Below are 21,462 nucleotides of genomic sequence, written 5' to 3'. Positions count from 1 at the left end.
TTACCGCCAGCTTCGAAGGCTGCGCCGTCCTCCCACAGGATTACCACCAGCTTCGAAGGCTGCGCCGTCCTCCCACAGGATTACCGCCAGCTTCGAAGGCTGCGCCGTCCTTGTGGGAGCGGCCTTGTGTCGCGAAAGGGCTGCAAAGCAGCCCCAACATTTTGTCAGCATACGATGTTCTGCAAACCTTCCAGCGCCACCTGCCAAAAAACGACCACCCACACATTCGGGGTATGTCACCCCTGGACGAATCCACCGATAGTGAACCCATCGGCTCGATCCGGAGCACTCACACGATGGAGTTGCCATGCGCAAGGTACTGAAGGTGATTGGCGGTCTGCTGCTGGCGTCTGGCGCCAGCCTGGCCCAGGCGGCAGAGGTGGGCAGTAGTAACACGTTACGGTTGTACAACTGGACCGACTACATCGGTGAAACCACCCTGGCCGACTTCGAGAAGGCCACCGGCATCAAGGTCATCTACGACACCTTCGATGGCTACGAAACCGTGCAGACCAAGCTGCTCACCGGCCGTTCCGGCTACGATCTGGTCATGCTCAACGCCTCGCTGGTCCCCCCGCTGATCAGCGCCGGCGTGTTCCAGGCACTGGACAAGGAGCAACTGCCTAGCTGGCAAAACCTCGATCAGCAGGTGGTCAACAACCTGCAGGGCTACGACCCTGGCCTGAAGTACTCGGCGCCCTATACCTGGGGCAGCTCGGGGGTAACCTACAACGTCGACAAGATCACCGCGCGCATGCCCGACGCGCCGATCGGTTCGCTGGCCATGCTGTTCGACCCCAAGATCGTCTCGCGCTTCGCCGACTGCGGCGTCACCCTGATGGACGCGCCCACCGAGGTCATTCCGCTGGCCCTGCAGTACCTGGGCAAGGACCCGCGCAGCGCGTCGCCTGCCGACCTCAAGGCGGCCGAGCAACTGCTGCTGGGCATCCGCCCCTACATTCGCAAGTTCGATTCGGTGAATTACCTCACCAGCCTGCCCAATGGTGATGTCTGTCTGGCGCTGACCTGGTCCGGTGACTATGCCACCGCCCAGGCCCGCGCGGTGGAAGCGAAGAAGGACATCAAACTGTCGTTCTTCATCCCCCAGGAAGGTTCGCTGATCTGGTTCGACAACCTGTACATCCCCAAGGATGCGCCGCACGCGGCCAACGCCCACCGCTTCATCGAGTTTCTGCTGCAGCCGCAGACCATGGCCAAGGTCACTGACTACATCCACTACGCCAACAGCAACGCCGCCGCCACCGCGCTGGTGCGTGACGACATCCGCCAGGACCCGGCCATCTACCCCGACGCACAAACCCGTGAGCGCCTGTTCGCGCAGAAAACCCAGAGCCCCAAGGACATGCGCGCCATCACCCGGGTCTGGAGCACGGTCAAGACCGGTTTCTGAACACTGCCCAAACATTCTCGCCAAGGAGCTGCCCATGGCCACCCCAAGCACAGCATTCGCTATCGCCCACGACCCGCTGGTGGAGGCCGACAAGGCCCACTACATGCACGGCTACCATGTGTTCGACGAGCACCGCGAGCAAGGCGCGCTGAACATCGTCGCCGGCGAGGGCGCCTACATTCGTGACACCCACGGCAACCGCTTCCTCGATGCCGTCGGCGGCATGTGGTGCACCAACATCGGCCTGGGCCGCGAGGAAATGGCCCTGGCCATCGCAGACCAGGTGCGCCAGCTGGCGTATTCCAACCCGTTCTCCGACATGGCCAACGACGTGGCCATCGAACTGTGCCAGAAGCTTGCGCAGCTGGCGCCGGGCGACTTGAACCATGTGTTCCTCACTACCGGCGGCTCGACCGCTGTCGACACCGCCTACCGGCTGATCCAGTACTACCAGAACTGCCGCGGCAAGCCACACAAGAAGCACATCATCGCCCGCTACAACGCCTACCACGGCTCCACCACCCTGACCATGTCGATCGGCAACAAGGCCGCCGACCGGGTGCCGGAGTTCGACTATCACCACGACCTGATCCACCACGTCTCCAACCCCAACCCGTACCGTGCCCCGCACGACATGGACGAGGCCGAATTCCTCGACTACCTGGTGGCCGAGTTCGAGGACAAGATCCTGTCGCTGGGTGCCGACAACGTGGCGGCGTTCTTCGCCGAGCCGATCATGGGCTCGGGCGGGGTGATCATTCCGCCCGAGGGCTACTTCCAGCGCATGTGGCAGCTGTGCCAGACCTACGACATCCTGTTCGTCGCCGACGAAGTGGTGACCTCGTTCGGGCGCCTGGGCACCTTCTTCGCCAGCGAGGAACTGTTTGGCGTCACCCCAGACATCATCACCACCGCCAAAGGCCTGACCTCGGCGTACCTGCCGCTGGGCGCGTGTATTTTTTCCGAGCGCATCTGGCAAGTGATTGCCGAGCCAGGCAAGGGTCGTTGCTTTACCCACGGGTTTACCTACAGCGGCCACCCGGTGTGCTGCACGGCGGCGCTGAAGAACATCGAGATCATCGAGCGCGAGCAACTGCTCGATCATGTCAACGATGTGGGGGGTTACCTTGAGCAACGCTTGCAGAGCCTGCGCGATCTGCCGCTGGTGGGGGATGTGCGCTGCATGAAGCTGATGGCCTGTGTCGAGTTCGTCGCCAACAAGGCCAGCAAGGCACTGTTCGCCGATGAGGTGAACATCGGCGAACGCATCCACAGCAAGGCGCAGGAAAAAGGGTTGCTGGTGCGCCCGATCATGCACCTGAACGTGATGTCGCCACCGTTGATCATCACCCATGCGCAGGTGGACGAGATCGTCGAGACCCTGCGCCAGTGTATCCTCGAAACCGCGCGTGAACTCACGGCGCTTGGCCTGTACCAAGGCCGATGAACCTGGCGCAAAGGGCTGTGCGCGGGCGTGCCTGGCAGGCTAGACTGCCGGGCATGACCCAAGCCTCCCCCGATACCCCGCTTACCCTCACAATGGGCGCGCTGCAGCAGTGGCACGTGGCATTGCAGCGCGCCCTGGCCCATGGCGAAACCCCCGAGGCGCTGGAGTATGTGGCCGCTGCCATCGGCCAGTTGGTGCAGGTGGAGTCGATGATGATCAGCCTTGAGTGCCAGGGGCGGGCACCGCAGTTGCTGTACCAGCAAGGCATTCCTGAACTGCACCGGGCTGCCGTGCTGGAGCGCTATTTCAGCGCCGGCTACCTGCTGGACCCTTTCTGCCTTGCCGTGCAAAGCGGCCTGGCCGAAGGCTTCTACCACCTGCAGGAAATCGCCCCCGACAACTTCTTCGACAGCGACTACTACAAGGCTTATTACCTGGGTACAGGTTGCAGTGAAGACAGCTACTACATCGTCGACCTCAGCGCAGGCCGCAAGCTGTCGCTGAGCCTGTTCCAGGGCTGCAGCGGCACGCGCCTGAATGCCGGGCAGGTCGACCTGTTGCGTGCGTTGGAGCCGATGGTGCGCGAACTGCTGGGGCGCTATGCCCGGCACAACCTGGAACCGGGCGCTGCATCAACCGAGCGCGGCAGCCTGCAGGCAGCGTTCGACAGCTTTGGCTGCCAGGTGCTGACCGACCGCGAGCGGGAAGTGGCGCACATGATCCTGCGCGGGCACTCGGTGAAATCTACTGCGCAGGAGCTGGGTATCTCGCCGGAGACCGTGCGCATGCACCGCAAGAACCTGTACATGAAGCTCGGGATCAACTCGCAATCGGAGTTGTTTGCACGGTTTATCGACTGGTTACGCGGTGATCATTTGCCGATGATTTCTGATTGACTGTCTTGAGCCCTGGCGATTCACGTGTCGCAGCATGAAACAGCTCAATGGGAACATCCCTATACCGATGGGTATACGGGGCAGGTATAGGCAATAGGGCAGGGCTATACAGCCCCTGTGGGCATGGTGTGTTCAGATTGCCTGTTGCTCGATCAACGCCAGGCACCGCTTCACGATCGGGCTTACATCACCCTTGCGCCGGCTGAGGATGATGGGGCTGACGGCGCCGCTATCAAGCAGGCCGACATACTCTATATCGGGACGGTGCTGCTGCTGTACCGATGCTGGCACCAGGGTCACCCCGACGCCAACCGCTACCAGGCCGATGGCGGTCTGCAGTTCGTTGGCCCACTGGCTGACACGAATGCTCATGCCGTGGTGGGCGAACAGCGCCAGCACGTGGTCGGCATAGCTGGGCCGGGGATTGGCCGGGTAGAGGATGAACGCTTCGCCAGCCAGCTGGGCCAGACTGAGCGGGCTGCCCGCCAGGGGGTGGCCCTTGGGCAGCACGGCCACCAGCGGGTCCTCGCACAGCACCTGCTGGTGAATCACCGGGTCGTCGATGCGAATGCGGCCGAAGCCAATGTCGATACGCCCGCTTTTCAGCGCCTCCACCTGTTGCAGTGTGGTCATCTCGTTCAGGCCCAGTTCCAGCTCGCTGTCCTGGCGAAGTTCGCGGATCAGCTCCGGCAGCACGGTGTACAGGGTAGAGGGCGCAAAACCGATGCCCAGCCACTGGCGCTGGCCCTGGCCGATGCGGCGGGTGTTGTCGCTGATGTTCTGCAACTGCTGCAGCACGGTGCAGGTCTGTTCGTAGAAGAAACGGCCGGCCTCGGTCAGCCGCAGCGGACGTTCGCGCACCACCAGCAGGGTGCCGAGCTGGTCCTCCAGCTGGCTGATCTGCCGGCTCAGGGGTGGCTGGGCGATGTGCAGCAGCTCGGCGGCGCGGGTGAAGTTCAGGGTCTCGGCCAAGACTTTGAAGTAACGCAGGTGGCGCAGCTCCATCAGACCTCCAGGGTATGGTGGGAGATTCATTTGATATTGGACGGTCGTCAGGGTCTCGCGCAATCCTTCAACAATCAAGTAAACGCATCACTCGGGCCTACGACTGTAAGCCCGACCTGACGGGACCTGGCAACAATGACAAGCGCGCTGATTGAACACATAGATGCAATTATCGTCGATCTCCCGACCATTCGCCCGCACAAGCTGGCGATGCACACCATGCAGCAGCAGACCCTGGTGGTATTGCGACTGCGCTGCAGTGATGGCGTGGAAGGCATCGGTGAAGCCACCACCATCGGTGGCCTGGCGTATGGCTACGAAAGCCCCGAGGGCATCAAGGCGAACATCGACGCGTACCTCGCCCCGGCGCTGATCGGCCTACCGGCAGACAACATCAATGCCGCCATGCTCAAGCTGGACAAGCTGGCCAAGGGCAACACCTTCGCCAAGTCCGGCATCGAAAGCGCCTTGCTCGACGCCCAGGGCAAACGCCTGGGCCTGCCGGTCAGCGAACTGCTGGGGGGCCGCGTGCGTGACAGCCTGGAGGTGGCCTGGACCCTGGCCAGCGGCGACACCGCCCGCGACATCGCCGAAGCTCAGCACATGCTGGACATTCGCCGGCATCGGGTGTTCAAACTGAAAATCGGCGCCAACCCGGTGGCGCAGGACCTCAAGCACGTGGTCGCGATCAAGCGCGAGCTGGGTGACAGCGCCAGCGTGCGGGTCGACGTCAACCAGTACTGGGACGAGTCCCAGGCCCTCCGCGCCTGCCAGGTATTGGGCGACAACGGCATCGACCTGATCGAGCAGCCGATCTCGCGCATCAACCGCGGTGGCCAGGTGCGCCTGAACCAGCGCAGCCCGGCACCGATCATGGCCGATGAGTCGATCGAAAGCGTCGAGGACGCCTTCAGCCTGGCCGCCGACGGCGCCGCCAGCATCTTCGCCCTGAAAATCGCCAAGAATGGTGGCCCGCGCGCGGTGCTGCGCACTGCACAGATCGCCGAGGCCGCTGGCATTGCCTTGTACGGCGGCACCATGCTCGAAGGTTCGATCGGCACCCTGGCTTCGGCCCACGCATTCCTCACCCTGCGCCAGCTCACCTGGGGTACAGAGCTGTTCGGGCCGCTGCTGCTGACCGAGGAGATCGTCAACGAGCCGCCGCAATACCGCGACTTCCAGCTGCACATCCCCCATACCCCAGGCCTGGGCCTGACGTTGGACGAACAGCGCCTGGCGCGCTTCGCTCGTCGCTGACAAGCAAGGAGATAACCATGTTGTTCCACGTGAAGATGACCGTGAAGCTGCCGGTCGACATGGACCCGGCCAAGGCCGCCCAGCTCAAGGCCGATGAAAAGGAACTGGCCCAGCGCCTGCAGCGCGAAGGCACCTGGCGCCACCTGTGGCGCATTGCCGGGCATTACGCCAACTACAGCGTGTTCGATGTGCCCAGCGTCGAGACGTTGCATGACACGCTGATGCAGCTGCCGCTGTTCCCGTACATGGACATCGAGGTCGACGGCCTGTGTCGGCATCCCTCGTCTATTCACAGCGACGATCGCTGATTCGCACCTGTATGCCTGACAAGAACAATACGAGGTAAGCACGATGACCGTGAAAATTTCCCACACTGCCGACATTCAAGCCTTCTTCAACCGGGTGGCTGGCCTGGACCATGCCGAAGGAAACCCGCGCTTCAAGCAGATCATTCTGCGTGTGCTGCAAGACACCGCTCGCCTGGTCGAAGACCTGGACATCACCGAGGACGAGTTCTGGCACGCCGTGGACTACCTCAACCGCCTGGGCGGCCGTAACGAGGCAGGCCTGCTGGCTGCTGGCCTGGGCATCGAGCACTTCCTCGACCTGCTGCAGGATGCCAAGGATGCCGAAGCCGGCCTTGGCGGCGGCACCCCGCGCACCATCGAAGGCCCGTTGTACGTTGCCGGGGCGCCGCTGGCAGAGGGCGAAGTGCGCATGGACGACGGCACTGACCCAGGCGTGGTGATGTTCCTTCAGGGCCGGGTGTTCGATGCCGACGGCAAACCGTTGGCCGGTGCCACCGTCGACCTGTGGCACGCCAACACCCAGGGCACCTATTCGTACTTCGATTCGACACAGTCCGAGTTCAACCTGCGTCGGCGTATCATTACCGATGCCGAGGGCCGTTATCGCGCTCGCTCGATCGTGCCGTCGGGATATGGCTGCGACCCGCAGGGGCCAACCCAGGAATGCCTGGACCTGCTCGGCCGCCATGGCCAGCGCCCGGCGCACGTGCACTTCTTCATCTCGGCACCGGGGCACCGCCACCTGACTACGCAGATCAACTTTGCGGGCGACAAGTACCTGTGGGACGACTTTGCCTATGCCACCCGTGACGGGCTGATCGGCGAACTGCGTTTTGTCGAGGATGCGGCGGCGGCGCGCGACCGCGGCGTGCAAGCAGAGCGCTTTGCCGAGTTGTCATTCGACTTCCGCTTACAGGGTGCCAAGTCGCCTGACGCCGAGGCGCGAAGCCATCGGCCGCGGGCGTTGCAGGAGGGCTGAGTTCAAGGTTATGTCACTGTGATTTTGCCTGGGGCTTTCCGTGCGGGGAGGTCCCGGGCTTTTTGTCGCCAGGGGCGGGTGATCTAGAATCGTCTTTTTGTTCAGGCCTCCCACACCATGCTCCCCATCGCGCTGCTGCCAACCACCCTCGACCAGGCTTCGCTGATCCGCAATCTCTACCAGTTCTATTGCTACGAGTCCTCCGACTGGGAGCAGGAAGACGTCGAGACGGATGGCCGTTTCTACATCCACGAGGAGCACCTGCAACGCTACTGGCAGGACGACGGCTGGGGCGCGTATCTGGTGCTGGTGGACGGATTCATCGCCGGCTTCGTCCTGGTCGAGCGCAGCGAACTGCCTGGCATCGATGCGCAGGAACTTGCCGACCTGTTTATTTTGAAGAAGTACCGTCGCCAGGGCATCGGCCAAGCGGTGGCGTTGCAGTTGCTGAGTGGCGAGGGTGACTGGCTGCTGCGTTGCTACGCACAGGATCTGCCCGCCGTGGCTTTCTGCAATGCCGTGCTGGCGAGCCTGCCGCGGCCGGCGCAGGCTATCGCCTTGGGGGATGAGCCGGACTTGCTCAATTTCCTGGTGACCGGCACCCGCCATTGAGGGGGCGCCTTTTCGTTGGTGCGGATAAGGGATAGCGCCATTTTTGTGATGTGCTTCACAAAATGCTCGCGAGCGGCATAATGCCACCATTGCTTTCCAAGACCCGGTCGCCGCTTGCCGGGGTCCCTTTTCATGCGCTTCGAAGGTTCAGGTAAAGTTCATGTCGCTCGCAGCAAACCCCGACATCATGTACCGGCTGTTGATCCAGAGCGTGGTGGATTATGCCATCTACCTGCTCACCCCTGAAGGTATCGTCGCCAACTGGAACCCCGGCGCCCAGCGCGCCAAGGGGTACCGTGCCGAGGAAATCGTCGGCCAGCATTACTCGTTGTTCTACACCGATGCCGAGCGCGTAGCCGGGTTGCCGGCGCTAAACCTGGAGCAGGCGCGCAGCACCGGACGCTTTGAAGAAACGGGCGCACGCCTGCGCAAGGACGGGACGGTCTTCCACGCCCATGTGGTCATCGAAGCGGTGTACGACGATACCGGGCAACTGGTGGGTTTCGCCAAGGTCACCCGCGACATTTCCGAACGCCACCGCCAGGAGCTCGAACTGCTGCAGGCCAAAGAGCTGGCCGAGCAGTACAGCCAGGAAATGGCCAAGCTTTCGCAGTTTCTCGATTCGGTGATTGCCAACATTCCCGCGAGCGTCATCGTCCAGGACCTGGAAAGCCAGCGCATCCTGTTGGCCAACCAGCAGGCCGAACGCCTGTTCGGCGGGCCGCAGCGCAGCATGATCGGCCAGTTGCCCAAGGAATGCCTGGCGCCGGCTGCCGGTGACTACCTGGAGCAGCAATTCGTGCGGGGTGCCCGCAGCACCAAGGGACACGCCGCCGAAACGCGCGTCGAGACCGCCCGTGGCCCTCGCACCCTGCGCAGCCGTACCCTGCTCAGCCAGAGCCGCGAGGCGCAGGCCGATTACGTGTTGTTCGTGGCTGAAGACGCCACCGAAGAGCTGGCCGCCCATGCGCAGATCCATCACATGGCGCACCATGACGCGCTCACCGGGCTGCCCAACCGTACGCTGTTCCACGAACGGCTACGCCAGGCCCTGTTGCGCGGCAGCGAAAACGCCAAGCTGACGGCTGCCCTGTGCCTGGACCTGGACAACTTCAAGAACATCAATGACTCCCTTGGCCATGCGTTTGGTGACAAGTTGCTACGCGAGTTGGGCAAGCGTCTGCGCCGCGAACTGCGTGAGCACGACACCTTGGCCCGCCTGGGGGGCGACGAGTTTGCCGTGGTGCTGACGGGCCTGGAGGGGCGGGATGCCGCGTGTAATACCGCGCAGCGCCTGATCAAGGCCATCAGCCCGCCATTCCAGATCGAAGGGCATCAGTTCGTGGTGGGGGTGAGCATCGGCATCGCCATCGCGCCTGATGACAATGACCAGGCAGAGCAACTGTTGGGTTACGCCGACATGGCCCTGTACCAAGCCAAGCGTAACGGCCGTAATCGTTATGAATGCTTTGATGTCGAACTGGACGTTGCCGCCCGTCAGCGCCGCCTGGTGGAAACCGACCTGCGCACAGCGCTGCACCTGGGGCAGTTGCAGCTGCACTACCAGCCGGTAGTCGATCATCAGACCAGCAGCGTTACCGGTTATGAGGCGCTGCTGCGCTGGGAACACCCGACCCGTGGCATGGTCATGCCGATGGACTTCATCCCCATTGCCGAAGAAACCGGGTTGATCCACGAGCTGGGCAACCGTGCGCTGAATCTGGCTTGCCAGGAGGCGGCCAGTTGGGACAGTGAGCAGACGGTGTCGGTCAACCTGTCGGCGGTGCAGTTCAAGAACGGCGATCTGGTGCATACCGTCGCCCTCGCGCTGGCCGACTCGGGCCTGCCGCCGCAGCGGCTGGAGCTGGAAATTACCGAGTCGGTACTGCTGGGCAACAGCGAGGAAAACGTGCGCACCTTGCGCGCGCTGAAAGACCTGGGCGTGTCCATTTCACTGGATGACTTTGGTACCGGCTACTCATCGTTGGGTTACCTGCGTTCGTTCCCGTTCGACCGGATCAAGATCGACAAGTCGTTCGTGCATGACATGTGCGACAGCCGCGAGGCCATGTCGATCATTCGCGCCATTACCGAGCTGTCCAACAGCCTGATGATCAAGACCACGGCCGAAGGCGTGGAGTCGGAGGAGCAGATGCGCCGGCTCGCAGCGGAAGGCTGTTCGCACTTCCAGGGCTTCTTTTACGGGCGGCCGGCACCGGCGAGCGAGCGGTTGAAGCAGGTCATCACGCAAGAACAATGACTTGCGCGGCGGCCTCAGCTGTTCCAGTCCGGGGCAAACGGCGGGCTAACCACGCGCTGGTCTTTCGGCAGCCCGGCAATGGCTGCGCGGTCTTCGTCATCCAGCTGCACGGTCAACGCAGCCAGGTTGGCCAGCTGATTTTCGCGGCTGCTGGCTTTGGGGATCGCCGCCACGCCGTCCTGGTCCAGCAGCCATTTCAGCGCGACCTGGCTGGGCAGTACGCCATGCTTGCGGGCAATCGCCTGGATCACTGGCTGCGCCGCTGCCTGGCCGCGCGCCAGCGGGGTGTAGGCGGTGAGCAATAGGTCATGGCGGCGAGCGAAGTCGAGTAGCGGTTGCTGGCTGAGCAGAACATGGTATTCCACCTGGATCGCCGACAACGGCGCGCCCAGGGTTTCCACCACCTGGTGCAGTAACCCCAACGGGAAGTTGGCCACGCCAATGTGGCGCGCCTTGCCTTCGTCACGCAGGGCTACCAAGGTGTCGATGCTGCGGGCCAGGTCCCAGTCTTTGCCTGGCCAGTGGATGTGGAACAGGTCGACCTGTTCGGTACCCAGCGCACGCAGGCTGTCTTCCAGCGACTGACGCATGGCGTTGGGCTCCAGGCGGTCCCACCAGACCTTCGTGGTCAGGTGGATCTGCTCGCGTGGCACGTCGCTGTCGCGCAGCGCCTGGCCAACGGCTGCTTCGTTTTCGTAGGCGGTGGCAGTGTCGATATGCCGGTAACCCACGTCCAGTGCCTGGCGCACGGCCTGGGTGCATTCACTGCCGGTCATTGGCCAGGTGCCCAGGCCGATGGCGGGCAGGTCCAGGCCGGTGCGGGTGCTGAGCCTTTGCATGTAAATTCCTTGTAGGGTGGGCAGGGGTCGGTCGATGGTCGGCGATCGACAGTGCACGGGCCATGCTTACAAGGTGAAAAGTGGTCGATCACCGAACAGAAATTGCACTTGGCCGGGGCAAGCGGCAAATGAACTTCCTTATGCTGCGGCATCTCTTCTAGAATCCCAGCTGTTACATCCGCTAGGCAATGCCTGCGCGGTCTTCCTTGGGCGGGGCATGTTGCCGCGCCGTCATCGAGAGAGCCATGAGTTCCAGCACACCGCTGTCCGGCGTCAACCAACCCCTGCGCGGCATCGCTTTGGTGGTGGTGGCGACGTTCCTGTTTGCCAGCCACGATGCCTTGTCCAAATTCCTGGGTGGCCTGTACCCGATAGTCATGGTGGTGTGGGCGCGTTATGTGGTGCACACGCTGCTGATGGCCGGTATCTTCCTGCCCAAGTCTGGGCTCAATGTATTGCGCACACGTCGGCCGGTACTGCAGACCCTGCGGGCCCTGAGCCTGCTGAGCACCAGCCTGCTGTTCACGACCGGTTTGCAATACCTGCCACTGGCCGAGGCCACGGCCGTCAACTTCCTTGCCCCGGTGCTGGTCACCGCGCTGTCGGCGCCGCTGCTCAAAGAGCGAGTGACAGTGGGGCAGTGGGTGGCGGTGGTCATGGGCTTTATCGGCGTGCTGGTGGTGGTGCACCCGGGTGGGGCGATGTTTACCCCGGCCATTCTGTATCCGTTCGGTTCGGCGTTGGGCTTCTGCTTCTATCAGTTGCTGACGCGCATTCTGGCGGCGCATGACAGCCCGACCACCAGCAACTTCTATGCGGGGCTGTGCAACACCTTGGCAATGAGTGCGCTGGTGCCGTTCTTCTGGGAAGTGCCGCGCTGGGACCATGCCCTGTTGATGCTGGCACTGGGGGGCTTTGGCATGACTGCGCACCTGCTGCTGACCCAGGCCTTCCGCCATGCAGCGCCGGCGTTGCTGGCGCCGTTCAGCTATTGCCAGATCGTGTTTGCCGGGTTGCTTGGCTTCGTGGTGTACAGCCAGGTGCCAGATACCCTGAGCCTGGTGGGGATTTTGGTGATCTGCCTCAGTGGGCTTGGCGCAGCGTGGATGCAGCGCAGCAAATAGCAGCTGCGTACTTCAGGCTTTACGGCCGGTAGCAACAGCGTTGTGCTGCGAAGCGGGCATCACGGCGTGGCCATGAACTGCAGGATGCGGTCGCGCAGCCAGCGCTCGGCGGGGTCGTTGTCCTGGGCGCCGCTCCAGACCATCGACAGCTCGGCCTCGGTGATGTCGAACGGCGCTGGGTCGGCGCGCAGGCTGCCGTCGTCGGCGAGGGCACAAGCGGCATAGTCCGGCACCGTGGCGATCAGCTCGGTGTTGCGCAGCAGGGCGCGCAGGCTACCGAACTGCGGCACCGCCAGCACCACCTTGCGGCAACGACCGATGCGTGCCAGGTCGAGGTCGATGTTGCCGCTCATGTCACCGGAAAACGACACCATCACGTGCGGGCGGGCGCAGTATTCGTCGAGGGTTAGCGGCCCCGGGCGGTCGTCGGCGCGCAGCACCCGTACACCGATGTCGCGCAGCTTGCGGCGCTTGGCGGTGGCCGGCAGGTCGGTGGTATAGCTCACACCTACCGAGATCTCGCCGCTGGCCAGAAGGCCCGGCATCAGCAGGAAATTGGCCCGCCGCACTACCACGCTAATGGCGGGGGCTTCTTCACGCAGGGCCTGCAGCAGGGCCGGAAACAGGCCGAACTCGGCATCGTCAGAAAGGCCCAGGCGGAACACGTTGCAGCTGTTGGCCGGGTCGAACTCGCGGGCGCGGCTGATGGCGGCGGAAATCACGTCCATGGCCGGGCCCAGTTCAGCAAAGATCTGCATGGCCCGTGGGGTGGGTTCCATGGCCCGGCCGCTGCGGATCAGCAGCGGGTCGTCGAACAGCTCGCGCAGGCGGGCGAGGGCGGCGCTGACGGTGGATTGGGTGATAAACAGCTTTTCACCCACGCGGGTCAGGTTGCGTTCGATCATCAGGGCTTCGAACAGTACCAGCAGGTTCATGTCGACGCGGCGCAGGTCATTGCGGTTCATGAGGGCTCGGCGTCCTGGGCAAAGGGTATGGCTGTGTATTGAAGCAGGGTGCAGGGCCCTGTGCCTTGTATGGATGTGCCGGCCTCATCGCGGGCTTGACCGCGATGAGGCCGATACAGGCCTGCGCCTGACAGAGCCAGCCTATCAGGCTCCAACAGCCACTCTATTAGAACTCTGCCCAAGCTCGGCTAGTCTTTCTCGTGGCCCCGCGAATTCCGCGACAGGGCAGCGCGTCAGCACCTGCGTGCAAGACCGTGCCCCCCCGCCGTGACAGCTTCGCAAGCCCCGTGTACACCTGATGAGGGGTAGTACGAGTCCACCCGCTCGGCTGAAAGAACACTGGCATAGACCGGAAATCTGGATAACCGACCCAAAGGTACCCGCAGATGTCGAACGAATCGAAATGCCCGTTCCATCAAACCGCAGGTGGCGGCACCACCAACCGTGACTGGTGGCCTGACCAGCTCAACCTGAGAATTCTTCACCAGCATTCCTCCAAGTCCAGCCCCGACCCGGACTTCGACTATGCCAAGGCGTTCAAGAGCCTCGACTTCCAGGCCCTGAAGAAAGACCTGACTGCCCTGATGACCGACTCGCAGGATTGGTGGCCGGCCGACTTTGGCCACTACGGCCCGCTGTTCATCCGCATGGCCTGGCACAGCGCGGGCACCTACCGCATTGGTGATGGCCGCGGTGGTGCGGGCTCTGGCCAGCAACGCTTCGCCCCGCTCAACAGCTGGCCGGACAACGTCAGCCTGGACAAGGCTCGGCGCCTGCTGTGGCCGATCAAGCAGAAGTACGGCAACAAGATTTCCTGGGCCGACCTGATCGTACTCACCGGTAATGTTGCCCTCGAGTCCATGGGCTTCAAGACCTTCGGCTTCTCCGGCGGGCGTGCCGATGTGTGGGAGCCGGACGAAGACGTGTACTGGGGGTCGGAAAAGGTCTGGCTGGGCGGCGATACCCGTTACGGCAAGGATCAGGTCAAGGCGCAGCCGCCGGGGCAGGGTGACCTGGTGGCCGAGCCGGCCAAGCATGGTGAAGAGCAGAATCGCGACCTGTCGGCCGAGCGTAACCTGGAAAACCCGCTGGCCGCCGTGCAGATGGGCCTGATCTACGTGAACCCGGAAGGCCCGGAAGGTAACCCCGACCCCGTGGCCTCGGGCAAGGACATCCGTGAAACCTTTGGCCGCATGGCCATGAACGATGAAGAAACCGTGGCCTTGATCGCCGGTGGTCACGCGTTCGGCAAGACCCATGGTGCCGGCCCCGCCGACAACGTCGGCCCCGAGCCGGAAGCGGCAGGCCTGGAGATGCAGGGCCTGGGCTGGCACAACACGTTTGGCTCCGGCAAAGGCGGGGATACCATCACCAGCGGCCTGGAAGTGACCTGGACCTCCACCCCGACCCGGTGGGGCAACGAGTACCTGAATAACCTGTTCGACTTTGAGTGGGAGCTGACCAAAAGCCCGGCCGGCGCGCACCAGTGGCGGCCGAAAGACGGCAAAGGCGCAGGCACGGTGCCCGATGCACACGATCCCGGTAAAAAGCACGCACCGTCGATGTTGACCTCCGACCTGGCATTGCGTTTCGACCCCATTTACGAGCCAATCGCTCGCCGCTTCAAAGAAAACCCTGACCAGCTGGCGGATGCTTTTGCCCGTGCATGGTACAAGCTGATCCACCGCGACATGGGCCCGCTGGCGCGCTATCTGGGCCCGGAAATGCCCAATGAAGAGTTGCTGTGGCAAGACCCGTTGCCCAAAGCTGACCCATCCACGATCAGCGAGCAAGACATCGCGACCCTCAAGTCCAGGATCCTGGCCTCGGGTTTGAGCGTGGGCGAACTGGTCTCCACCGCCTGGGCATCCGCGTCGACCTTCCGCGGCTCCGACAAGCGCGGTGGTGCCAACGGCGCACGTTTGCGCTTGGCGCCACAGAAGGACTGGGCTGCAAACCAGGGCGTGGACAAGGTGCTGGCGGCATTGGAGAAAATCCGGGGCGAGTTCAACAACGGCGGCAAAAAGGTTTCCCTGGCCGACCTGATCGTGCTGGCCGGTACCGCGGCAGTCGAAAAAGCTGCCAAGGATGCGGGTTACAGCGGCAGCGTAGGGTTCCGCCCGGGCCGAGTCGATGCGTCCCAGGAGCAGACCGACGTCGAGTCGTTCGCCGTGCTGGAACCGCTGGCCGACGGCTTCCGCAACTTCACCAAGGCACGCTACAGCGTCAAGGCCGAGAAACTGTTGCTGGACAAGGCGCAGTTGCTGACCCTGACCGCGCCGGAGCTGACCGTGCTGATCGGTGGCCTGCGGGTGCTCGGTGCCAACCATGGTGGCAGCAACCTCGGCGTGTTCACCGACAAGCCGGGGACGCTGAGCAACGACTTCTTCCGCAACTTGCTGGATATGAGCGTGGAGTGGAAACCGACCTCAGCGGACAACGAAACCTTCGAAGGCCGCGACCGCAAGACCGGGCAGGTGAAGTGGAGCGGTAGCCGGGTCGATCTGGTGTTCGGTTCGCATGCCCAGTTGCGGGCGTTGAGCGAGGTGTATGGCAGCAGTGATGGGGGTGACAAGTTTGTCCGCGACTTTGTGGCCGCCTGGCAGAAGGTCATGGAGCTGGACCGCTTTGATTTGAAATAGCGTTGCCTGGCGGGGGGCGCGCTCAGCGCCCCCTTGGCCAGTGGTTATCCCGCCAATTCCAGGTCGGATAGATACAAAAGTGTCCTCGTCGGTTCTGTTGCAATGCTTCTCAGGCGGCCGGCCTGAACAGCGTGCTCACAACGACAAGGAACCCCGACCATGCAAATGCCCAAGACCCTGAAAATTCGCAATGGCGACAAGGTACAACCAACCTTCTCCGCTCAGGAATACGCTGCTCGCCACGCCCGGCTGCGGGCCTATATGGCCGAGCAGGACATTGAGGCGGCAATCTTCACCTCGTACCACAACGTCAACTACTACAGCGATTTCCTCTACTGCTCGTTCGGCCGCCCCTATGCGCTGGTGATCACCCAGGACAAGGTGGTCTCGATCAGTGCCAACATCGACGGCGGGCAACCTTGGCGGCGCACGGTCGGCACTGACAACATTGTCTACACCGACTGGCAGCGCGACAACTATTTCGTCGCCATCCAGCAGGCGTTGCCGCTGGCCTCGCGCATCGGCGTGGAGTACGACCACCTGAACCTGCAGAACCACGGCAAACTCGCCGCCTGCTACCCCAAGGCCGAGCTGGTGGACATCGCTGCGCCGTGCATGCGTATGCGCATGATCAAGTCGGCCGAGGAGCAGGCACTTATCCGTCACGGTGCACAGGTGGCCGACATCGGCGGGGCGGCAGTGGTCGAGGCCCTGCGTGAGCAGGTGCCCGAGTACGAGGTGGCACTGCATGCCACCCAGGCGATGGTGCGCGAAATTGCCAAACGCTTCCCCGACGCCGAGCTGATGGACACCTGGACCTGGTTCCAGTCCGGGCTCAACACCGATGGCGCACACAATCCGGTCACCAGCCGCCGTGTGGGCAAGGGCGAGATCCTCAGCCTCAACTGTTTCCCCATGATCGCCGGCTACTACACCGCGCTGGAGCGCACCCTGTTCCTTGACCACTGCCCGGACGAGTACCTGCGCCTGTGGCAGGCCAACGTCGAAGTGCACGAAGCCGGGCTGAAACTGGTGCGCCCGGGCATGCGCTGCAGCGATATCGCCCGCGAACTGAACGAGATCTTCCTGCGCCACGACCTGCTGCAGTACCGCACCTTCGGGTATGGCCATTCGTTCGGCACGCTCAGCCATTACTACGGCCGCGAGGCTGGGCTGGAGCTGCGCGAGGACATCGATACCGTGCTGGAGCCGGGCATGGTGGTGTCGATCGAGCCGATGATCATGCTGCCTGAAGGGCGGCCGGGGGCGGGCGGTTATCGCGAGCACGACATCCTGATCGTCAACGACAGCGGCGCCGAGAACATCACCAGGTTCCCGTATGGGCCGGAGCACAACATCATTCACAAATAAGCATCGGCGTCGGCTGCTTCGCGGGCAAGCCCGCTCCTACAAAGATTTCACCGTTGTCGTAGGCGCGGGTTCACCCGCGAAAAGGCCGGCCCAGACAACAACAAGATCCCCGTATGACCACCAGACCCTGCCTCCAATTAAAAGAACCAGAGGGTACCCGTCATGTCCAGCACCACCCTAGACCCATCCGCCATCGCCGGCCCCGCGCACAACGCCGAACGCCAGGCGCTGCGCAAGGCCGCCCGGGCCAGCTTCATGGGCAACTTCGTCGAGTGGTTCGACTACGCCGCCTACGGCTATCTGGCCACCATCATCGCCGCCACCTTCTTCCCGCAAACTGACAAGACCACCGGCCTGCTGGCTACCTTCGCGGTATTCGCGTTGTCTTTCCTGGTACGCCCGCTGGGCGGCATTGTCTGGGGCCATTTCGGCGACCGACACGGTCGGCGCAACGCGTTGTCGTGGTCGATCCTGATCATGTCGGTATCCACCTTCTGCATCGGCTTGTTGCCGGGCTATGCGCAGATCGGGCTGTGGGCACCGGCCTTGCTATTGCTGATCCGCCTGGTACAGGGGTTTTCCGCCTCGGGTGAGTACGCCGGGGCCGCTGCGTTCCTGGCCGAGTACGCGCCGCCTGGGCGGCGTGGCTTGTACACCAGCATCGTGCCGGCCAGCACAGCGGCGGGGTTGTTGTTCGGTGCGGCGTTCGTTGCGGTGCTGCATGAGCTGCTCAGCAGTGAAGCCCTGCATGAATGGGGCTGGCGCCTGCCGTTCCTGCTGGCGGCGCCGTTCGGCCTGGTAGGGCGCTATATCCGCATGAGCTTGCAGGACACGCCCAAGTTCCTGGAGATGGAGCAGCGCCTGGAAACCAAGGCCGGCATGGCCACGACGCCGCTGCGCGAACTGCTGGGCCAGCACCGGCGCAGTCTGGCGATCGGCATGGGTGTCACCTGCCTGAATGCGGTTGCGTTCTACCTGTTGCTCAGTTACATGCCGACCTACCTGTCCAGTGAAATGGGCATGAGCGAGCGGGATTCGTTCATCGCCTCGACGGTGTCGCTGGCCACCTATATCGGCTTGATCTTCCTGATGGGGCGGCTGTCAGACCAGTTTGGTCGCAAGACCATGCTGGTGGTGGCCTCGCTGTTGTTCCTGGGGTTGACCGTGCCGTTGTTTCGCCTGCTGGACGGCCAGCCGCTGCTGGTGATTCTGGCCATCCAGATCCTTTTTGGTGCGATGCTGGCGATGAACGACGGGACCTTGCCGTGCCTGCTGGCCGAAATCTTTCCGACCCGGGTGCGCTTCAGCGGGTTTGCCCTGAGCTTCAATGTGGCCAATTCGCTGTTTGGCGGGACTGCGCCGTTCATTGCCACCTGGCTGATTCAGGTGACGGGCAGCAAGCTGGCCCCGGCAGGATACTTGCTGGCGGCAGCACTGGTGGCGCTGGTGGCCATGCTGATGTGTCGGGAGACGGCGCACGCGGCCCTTGAAGATTAGTTGACCTGCACTGGCCTCTTCGCGGGCAAGCCCGCTCCTACAACGGCCTGTGGCGGACCACCGATGTGCGTGTAGGCGCGGGCTTGCCCGCGAAGAGGCCAGCAATGCCAATACCTGACCCCCGTCAGTGGAGAGAGGCCTGCCGCCGCTCCCCTAAAGGCGACAGCCCGAAGAACCGGCTATAACTCTTGGAAAAATGCGCAGGCGAACTGAAGCCGCAGGCCAGCGCTACCTCACGCACTTGCACGTCGCTGCGCAGCAGTAACTCCCGCGCCCGTGATAGCCGCAGCTCCAGGTAATACTGGCTGGGCGTGCGCTGCAGGTACTTGTGGAACAGCCGCTCCAATTGGCGCACGGTCACGTCGTTGAGGCTGGCCAGTTCCTCCAGCCCCAGCGGCTCCTCGAGATTGGCCTCCATGATCGCCACCACCTGGCTCAGTTTGGGCTGGGCGCTGCCGAGCAGGGTACGCAGCGGCACACGCTGCCGCTCACGCTCACCGCGTACGCGGTCGCACAGCAACAGCTCGGCGGCCTTGGCCGCGATGTCCTGGCCGCCCGTGTCGCGGGCCACCAGTTGCAACATCATGTCCATGGCTGCCACGCCGCCTGAGCAGGTGTAACGGTCGCGGTCCAGTTCGAACAGCTGGCTGGAGATCACGATACCGGGGAAGTGTGCCTGCAACGTCGGCAGGTCTTCCCAGTGGATGGTGCAGCGGTAACCCTTGAGCAATTCGGCCTTGGCCAGCAGGTAGCTACCGGTGCAGATACCGCCCAGTGGCAAGCGCTGGCGGGCCAGTTGGCGCAACCAGTCGATCAATGGGCGGTTGCTACGGCTTCGGTCGATCGGGTTGGCGCCGACCACCAGCAAGGCATCCAGCGCGGGGGCGTTGGTAATGTTGTAGTCGGGCAGTACGCGCATGCCGTTGCTGGCCACCACCGGCGCGTCGTCTGCGGCGATCAGCACACTGCGATACAGTGGCTTGCGCGCGGCCAGGTTGGCCATGCGCAGGGTCTCTACCGCCGACGCAAGGCCGATGGTGGTGAAACTGGGCAAAATCAGGAAGCCAAAGGTCTTTGCCGAACAATTCTTTACACTAGACGGCGATAGGTTTGCAGAAGCGGGGTGGACCATTGCGCTGTTCCTGTGCAAGCTGAGGCCTGGTTGGGCAGGGGCAGTGAGAAAGCAGAGCCTCGCGTGGTTCTTGTTGTTATGGGTCGTTGCCGGGTCGATCATACACCCCGGATGCAGCGGCCAGGAATGGCCCCGCCGGCTGGCTGGGCCGACAGTGATTGCACAGAGAAGGTGAGCGTCAGTGAACCCCGAAACCATGCTGGCGGGCTTGCCAGGCTACGCCATGGCCCCCGAAGCGATCCAGGTGCTGCCCGATGCCAGGGCTTACCGCGCCTGCCTGTTCGAGCGCATCCGTACGGCGACTCGGCGCATCGTTATCGTCGCGCTGTACCTGCAGGAGGATGAGGCTGGCCAGGAAGTCCTGGATGCCTTGTACCAGGCCAAGGCCGAGCGGCCAGGCCTGGAGATCACCATCGTGGTCGACTGGTTCCGCGCCAGGCGCGGGCTGCTGGGGGCCGGGCGTCAGCCGGGCAATGCCGCCTGGTATCAGGCCCAGCGTCAGTTGCGCGGGCTGGACATCGCGATTCATGGCGTGCCAGTGCAGACCCGCGAACTGTTCGGGGTGCTGCACCTCAAAGGCAGCATCATCGACGATTGCGTGATCTACACCGGCGCCAGTCTGAACAACGTCTACCTGCATCGTTTCGACCGCTATCGCCTGGATCGCTACCACCTGTTCCAGTCACCGGCACTGGCTGATGCCATGGTCGGCCTGGTTCAGCGTTTGCTGCACCATACCGCCACACCGCGCCTCGACCTGCCGGCGCCACCTTCTACCCGCAGTTTGCGCGGTGACATTCGGCGTTTGCGCGCACGGCTGCGGCGCATGGCCTACGAGGTACCGGCCAGCGTGACGGGGCAGGGCCTGCAGGTGATCCCGCTGCTGGGTGTGGGCCGTGGCAATCCACTGAACCGGGCGCTGTGCGCCTTGCTGGCAGTGGCGCGCACGCAGATCATCATCAGTACGCCGTATTTCAACCCGCCACAGGTCGTGATGCGCGAACTTGACCATGCGCTGGCACGGGGGGTTGGGGTGGAACTGATTGTCGGTGACCGCACCGCCAACGACTTCTACATCGCCCCTGGCGAGCCGTTCAGTGCCAGTGGTGCATTGCCCTATCTGTATGAGGACAACCTGCGCGCCTTTGCCCGCCGCCGCCACGCCGCGATTGCCAGTGGCCAGCTGCAAGTACGCATCTGGAACGACCCGGGGCATACCTTCCATGCCAAGGGTGTGTGGATCGATCAGCGTTATTCGCTGCTGACCGGCAACAACCTGAACCCGCGCGGGTTCAACCTGGACCTTGAGAACGGCCTGCTGATCGACGACCCGCAGGGGCAATGGCTGGCGCCACGGGAAGCGGAGTTGAGCGAACTGCGGCGCTTTGCGCCGAGAATCGGTTCGGCAGAGGCGCTGGGGGAGAAGGCCGAACATCCCAAGCAAGTGCGCAAGTTTCTGCGTCGGTTGCGCTATAGCCGGTTGGAACCGTTGATCAAGCGGGTGCTCTGACATCGCCTGTACGGGCCCTGTCGCCAGCAAGCCAGCGACAGGGTCAGAGTGGTGCGCACCGCGCATTGATGTCATTATGATATTGCTGCCCACGGCCCTTTGTCAGGGGCTGGATTACAATGTGCAGGCAACACTGCAAGGCCCCTCTGAAACGTGATCACGGTCGCAGACAGTCGGGCCTTTTCCCGTTAACCAGACAGGCCAATG

Annotated in this window: 17 protein-coding genes; 13 read left to right on the top strand and 4 right to left on the bottom strand. The window is 63.2% G+C overall.

The window, feature by feature from the left end:
- The first annotated feature begins 307 nt into the window (after positions 1-307).
- Genes AC3WLP_RS00135 through AC3WLP_RS00125 form a run of 3 tightly spaced genes read left to right on the top strand, consistent with a single transcriptional unit; the run spans position 308 to position 3,754 of the window.
- Positions 308-1,411 carry a polyamine ABC transporter substrate-binding protein gene (locus AC3WLP_RS00135; RefSeq protein WP_088512327.1) on the top strand — a complete coding sequence of 368 codons (1,104 nt, stop codon included), beginning with the start codon at positions 308-310 and terminating at the stop codon, positions 1,409-1,411.
- 34 nt (positions 1,412-1,445) lie between these two features.
- Positions 1,446-2,858, top strand: a complete 1,413-nt coding sequence (locus AC3WLP_RS00130; RefSeq protein ID WP_012051980.1) for an aminotransferase — start codon at positions 1,446-1,448, stop codon at positions 2,856-2,858.
- A gap of 53 nt (positions 2,859-2,911) precedes the next feature.
- A complete protein-coding gene (locus AC3WLP_RS00125; RefSeq protein ID WP_003256114.1) occupies positions 2,912-3,754 on the top strand; it encodes a helix-turn-helix domain-containing protein in 843 nt (280 codons plus the stop codon).
- Positions 3,755-3,886: 132 nt separating this feature from the next.
- Here the strand turns inward: AC3WLP_RS00125 and catR are convergent, their stop codons facing one another.
- On the bottom strand, positions 3,887-4,759 hold the full coding sequence (gene catR / locus AC3WLP_RS00120; protein ID WP_003256113.1) for an HTH-type transcriptional regulator CatR: 873 nt from the start codon (positions 4,757-4,759) through the stop codon (positions 3,887-3,889).
- Positions 4,760-4,894: 135 nt separating this feature from the next.
- Between catR and AC3WLP_RS00115 the strand changes: the two genes are divergently transcribed.
- From AC3WLP_RS00115 to AC3WLP_RS00095, 5 genes are all read left to right on the top strand, one after another.
- Entirely contained in the window at positions 4,895-6,016 is a 1,122-nt protein-coding gene (locus AC3WLP_RS00115; RefSeq protein ID WP_003256112.1) for a muconate cycloisomerase family protein, read from the top strand.
- Between the two features lie 17 nt (positions 6,017-6,033).
- Complete coding sequence (gene catC / locus AC3WLP_RS00110) at positions 6,034-6,324, top strand: muconolactone Delta-isomerase (RefSeq protein WP_088512326.1); 291 nt, start codon at positions 6,034-6,036, stop codon at positions 6,322-6,324.
- Between the two features lie 43 nt (positions 6,325-6,367).
- A complete protein-coding gene (gene catA / locus AC3WLP_RS00105) occupies positions 6,368-7,303 on the top strand; it encodes a catechol 1,2-dioxygenase (protein WP_014756247.1) in 936 nt (311 codons plus the stop codon).
- 117 nt (positions 7,304-7,420) lie between these two features.
- Positions 7,421-7,915, top strand: a complete 495-nt coding sequence (locus AC3WLP_RS00100) for a GNAT family N-acetyltransferase (protein ID WP_014756248.1) — start codon at positions 7,421-7,423, stop codon at positions 7,913-7,915.
- A gap of 160 nt (positions 7,916-8,075) precedes the next feature.
- Positions 8,076-10,175: a putative bifunctional diguanylate cyclase/phosphodiesterase gene (locus AC3WLP_RS00095; protein ID WP_088512325.1), complete on the top strand. Its 2,100-nt coding sequence runs from the start codon at positions 8,076-8,078 to the stop codon at positions 10,173-10,175.
- Positions 10,176-10,189: 14 nt separating this feature from the next.
- Here AC3WLP_RS00095 and AC3WLP_RS00090 read toward each other — a convergent pair whose 3' ends face one another.
- Complete coding sequence (locus AC3WLP_RS00090; RefSeq protein WP_088512324.1) at positions 10,190-11,014, bottom strand: aldo/keto reductase; 825 nt, start codon at positions 11,012-11,014, stop codon at positions 10,190-10,192.
- 245 nt (positions 11,015-11,259) lie between these two features.
- On the opposite strand from AC3WLP_RS00090, the gene AC3WLP_RS00085 reads away from it, so the two are divergent.
- Positions 11,260-12,138, top strand: a complete 879-nt coding sequence (locus AC3WLP_RS00085; RefSeq protein ID WP_003256106.1) for a DMT family transporter — start codon at positions 11,260-11,262, stop codon at positions 12,136-12,138.
- 59 nt (positions 12,139-12,197) lie between these two features.
- On the opposite strand, the gene AC3WLP_RS00080 is transcribed toward AC3WLP_RS00085, so the two are convergent.
- Complete coding sequence (locus tag AC3WLP_RS00080) at positions 12,198-13,103, bottom strand: LysR family transcriptional regulator (protein ID WP_012051988.1); 906 nt, start codon at positions 13,101-13,103, stop codon at positions 12,198-12,200.
- A 386-nt stretch (positions 13,104-13,489) separates the two neighbouring features.
- On the opposite strand from AC3WLP_RS00080, the gene katG reads away from it, so the two are divergent.
- The 3 genes from katG (at position 13,490) to AC3WLP_RS00065 (ending at position 18,613) form a co-directional block, all read left to right on the top strand.
- Entirely contained in the window at positions 13,490-15,745 is a 2,256-nt protein-coding gene (katG, locus tag AC3WLP_RS00075) for a catalase/peroxidase HPI (protein ID WP_014756253.1), read from the top strand.
- 159 nt (positions 15,746-15,904) lie between these two features.
- On the top strand, positions 15,905-17,116 hold the full coding sequence (gene creA, locus AC3WLP_RS00070) for a creatinase (RefSeq protein WP_014756254.1): 1,212 nt from the start codon (positions 15,905-15,907) through the stop codon (positions 17,114-17,116).
- Between the two features lie 162 nt (positions 17,117-17,278).
- Entirely contained in the window at positions 17,279-18,613 is a 1,335-nt protein-coding gene (locus AC3WLP_RS00065) for an MFS transporter (RefSeq protein WP_012051991.1), read from the top strand.
- A 124-nt stretch (positions 18,614-18,737) separates the two neighbouring features.
- Here the strand turns inward: AC3WLP_RS00065 and cahR are convergent, their stop codons facing one another.
- Positions 18,738-19,745 carry a transcriptional regulator CahA gene (gene cahR / locus AC3WLP_RS00060; protein ID WP_012051992.1) on the bottom strand — a complete coding sequence of 336 codons (1,008 nt, stop codon included), beginning with the start codon at positions 19,743-19,745 and terminating at the stop codon, positions 18,738-18,740.
- 181 nt (positions 19,746-19,926) lie between these two features.
- Here cahR and pssA point away from each other — a divergent pair, with 181 nt between their 5' ends.
- Entirely contained in the window at positions 19,927-21,255 is a 1,329-nt protein-coding gene (gene pssA / locus AC3WLP_RS00055; protein WP_014756256.1) for a CDP-diacylglycerol--serine O-phosphatidyltransferase, read from the top strand.
- Positions 21,256-21,462 lie beyond the last annotated feature (207 nt).

It is taken from the genome of Pseudomonas sp. FW305-E2 (assembly GCF_058782925.1).
The sequence above is the reverse complement of the archived record's forward strand: the minus strand, read 5'-3'. Positions and strand labels throughout refer to the sequence as shown.

What these genes read in the sequence shown, in the direction of transcription:
- AC3WLP_RS00135 (WP_088512327.1), top strand. Translation starts at nt 308, where the DNA reads ATGCGCAAGGTACTGAAGGTGATTGGCGGTCTGCTGCTGGCGTCTGGC.
- AC3WLP_RS00130 (WP_012051980.1), top strand. Translation starts at nt 1,446, where the DNA reads ATGGCCACCCCAAGCACAGCATTCGCTATCGCCCACGACCCGCTGGTG.
- AC3WLP_RS00125 (WP_003256114.1), top strand. Translation starts at nt 2,912, where the DNA reads ATGACCCAAGCCTCCCCCGATACCCCGCTTACCCTCACAATGGGCGCG.
- catR (WP_003256113.1), bottom strand. Translation starts at nt 4,759, where the DNA reads ATGGAGCTGCGCCACCTGCGTTACTTCAAAGTCTTGGCCGAGACCCTG.
- AC3WLP_RS00115 (WP_003256112.1), top strand. Translation starts at nt 4,895, where the DNA reads ATGACAAGCGCGCTGATTGAACACATAGATGCAATTATCGTCGATCTC.
- catC (WP_088512326.1), top strand. Translation starts at nt 6,034, where the DNA reads ATGTTGTTCCACGTGAAGATGACCGTGAAGCTGCCGGTCGACATGGAC.
- catA (WP_014756247.1), top strand. Translation starts at nt 6,368, where the DNA reads ATGACCGTGAAAATTTCCCACACTGCCGACATTCAAGCCTTCTTCAAC.
- AC3WLP_RS00100 (WP_014756248.1), top strand. Translation starts at nt 7,421, where the DNA reads ATGCTCCCCATCGCGCTGCTGCCAACCACCCTCGACCAGGCTTCGCTG.
- AC3WLP_RS00095 (WP_088512325.1), top strand. Translation starts at nt 8,076, where the DNA reads ATGTCGCTCGCAGCAAACCCCGACATCATGTACCGGCTGTTGATCCAG.
- AC3WLP_RS00090 (WP_088512324.1), bottom strand. Translation starts at nt 11,014, where the DNA reads ATGCAAAGGCTCAGCACCCGCACCGGCCTGGACCTGCCCGCCATCGGC.
- AC3WLP_RS00085 (WP_003256106.1), top strand. Translation starts at nt 11,260, where the DNA reads ATGAGTTCCAGCACACCGCTGTCCGGCGTCAACCAACCCCTGCGCGGC.
- AC3WLP_RS00080 (WP_012051988.1), bottom strand. Translation starts at nt 13,103, where the DNA reads ATGAACCGCAATGACCTGCGCCGCGTCGACATGAACCTGCTGGTACTG.
- katG (WP_014756253.1), top strand. Translation starts at nt 13,490, where the DNA reads ATGTCGAACGAATCGAAATGCCCGTTCCATCAAACCGCAGGTGGCGGC.
- creA (WP_014756254.1), top strand. Translation starts at nt 15,905, where the DNA reads ATGCAAATGCCCAAGACCCTGAAAATTCGCAATGGCGACAAGGTACAA.
- AC3WLP_RS00065 (WP_012051991.1), top strand. Translation starts at nt 17,279, where the DNA reads ATGTCCAGCACCACCCTAGACCCATCCGCCATCGCCGGCCCCGCGCAC.
- cahR (WP_012051992.1), bottom strand. Translation starts at nt 19,745, where the DNA reads ATGGTCCACCCCGCTTCTGCAAACCTATCGCCGTCTAGTGTAAAGAAT.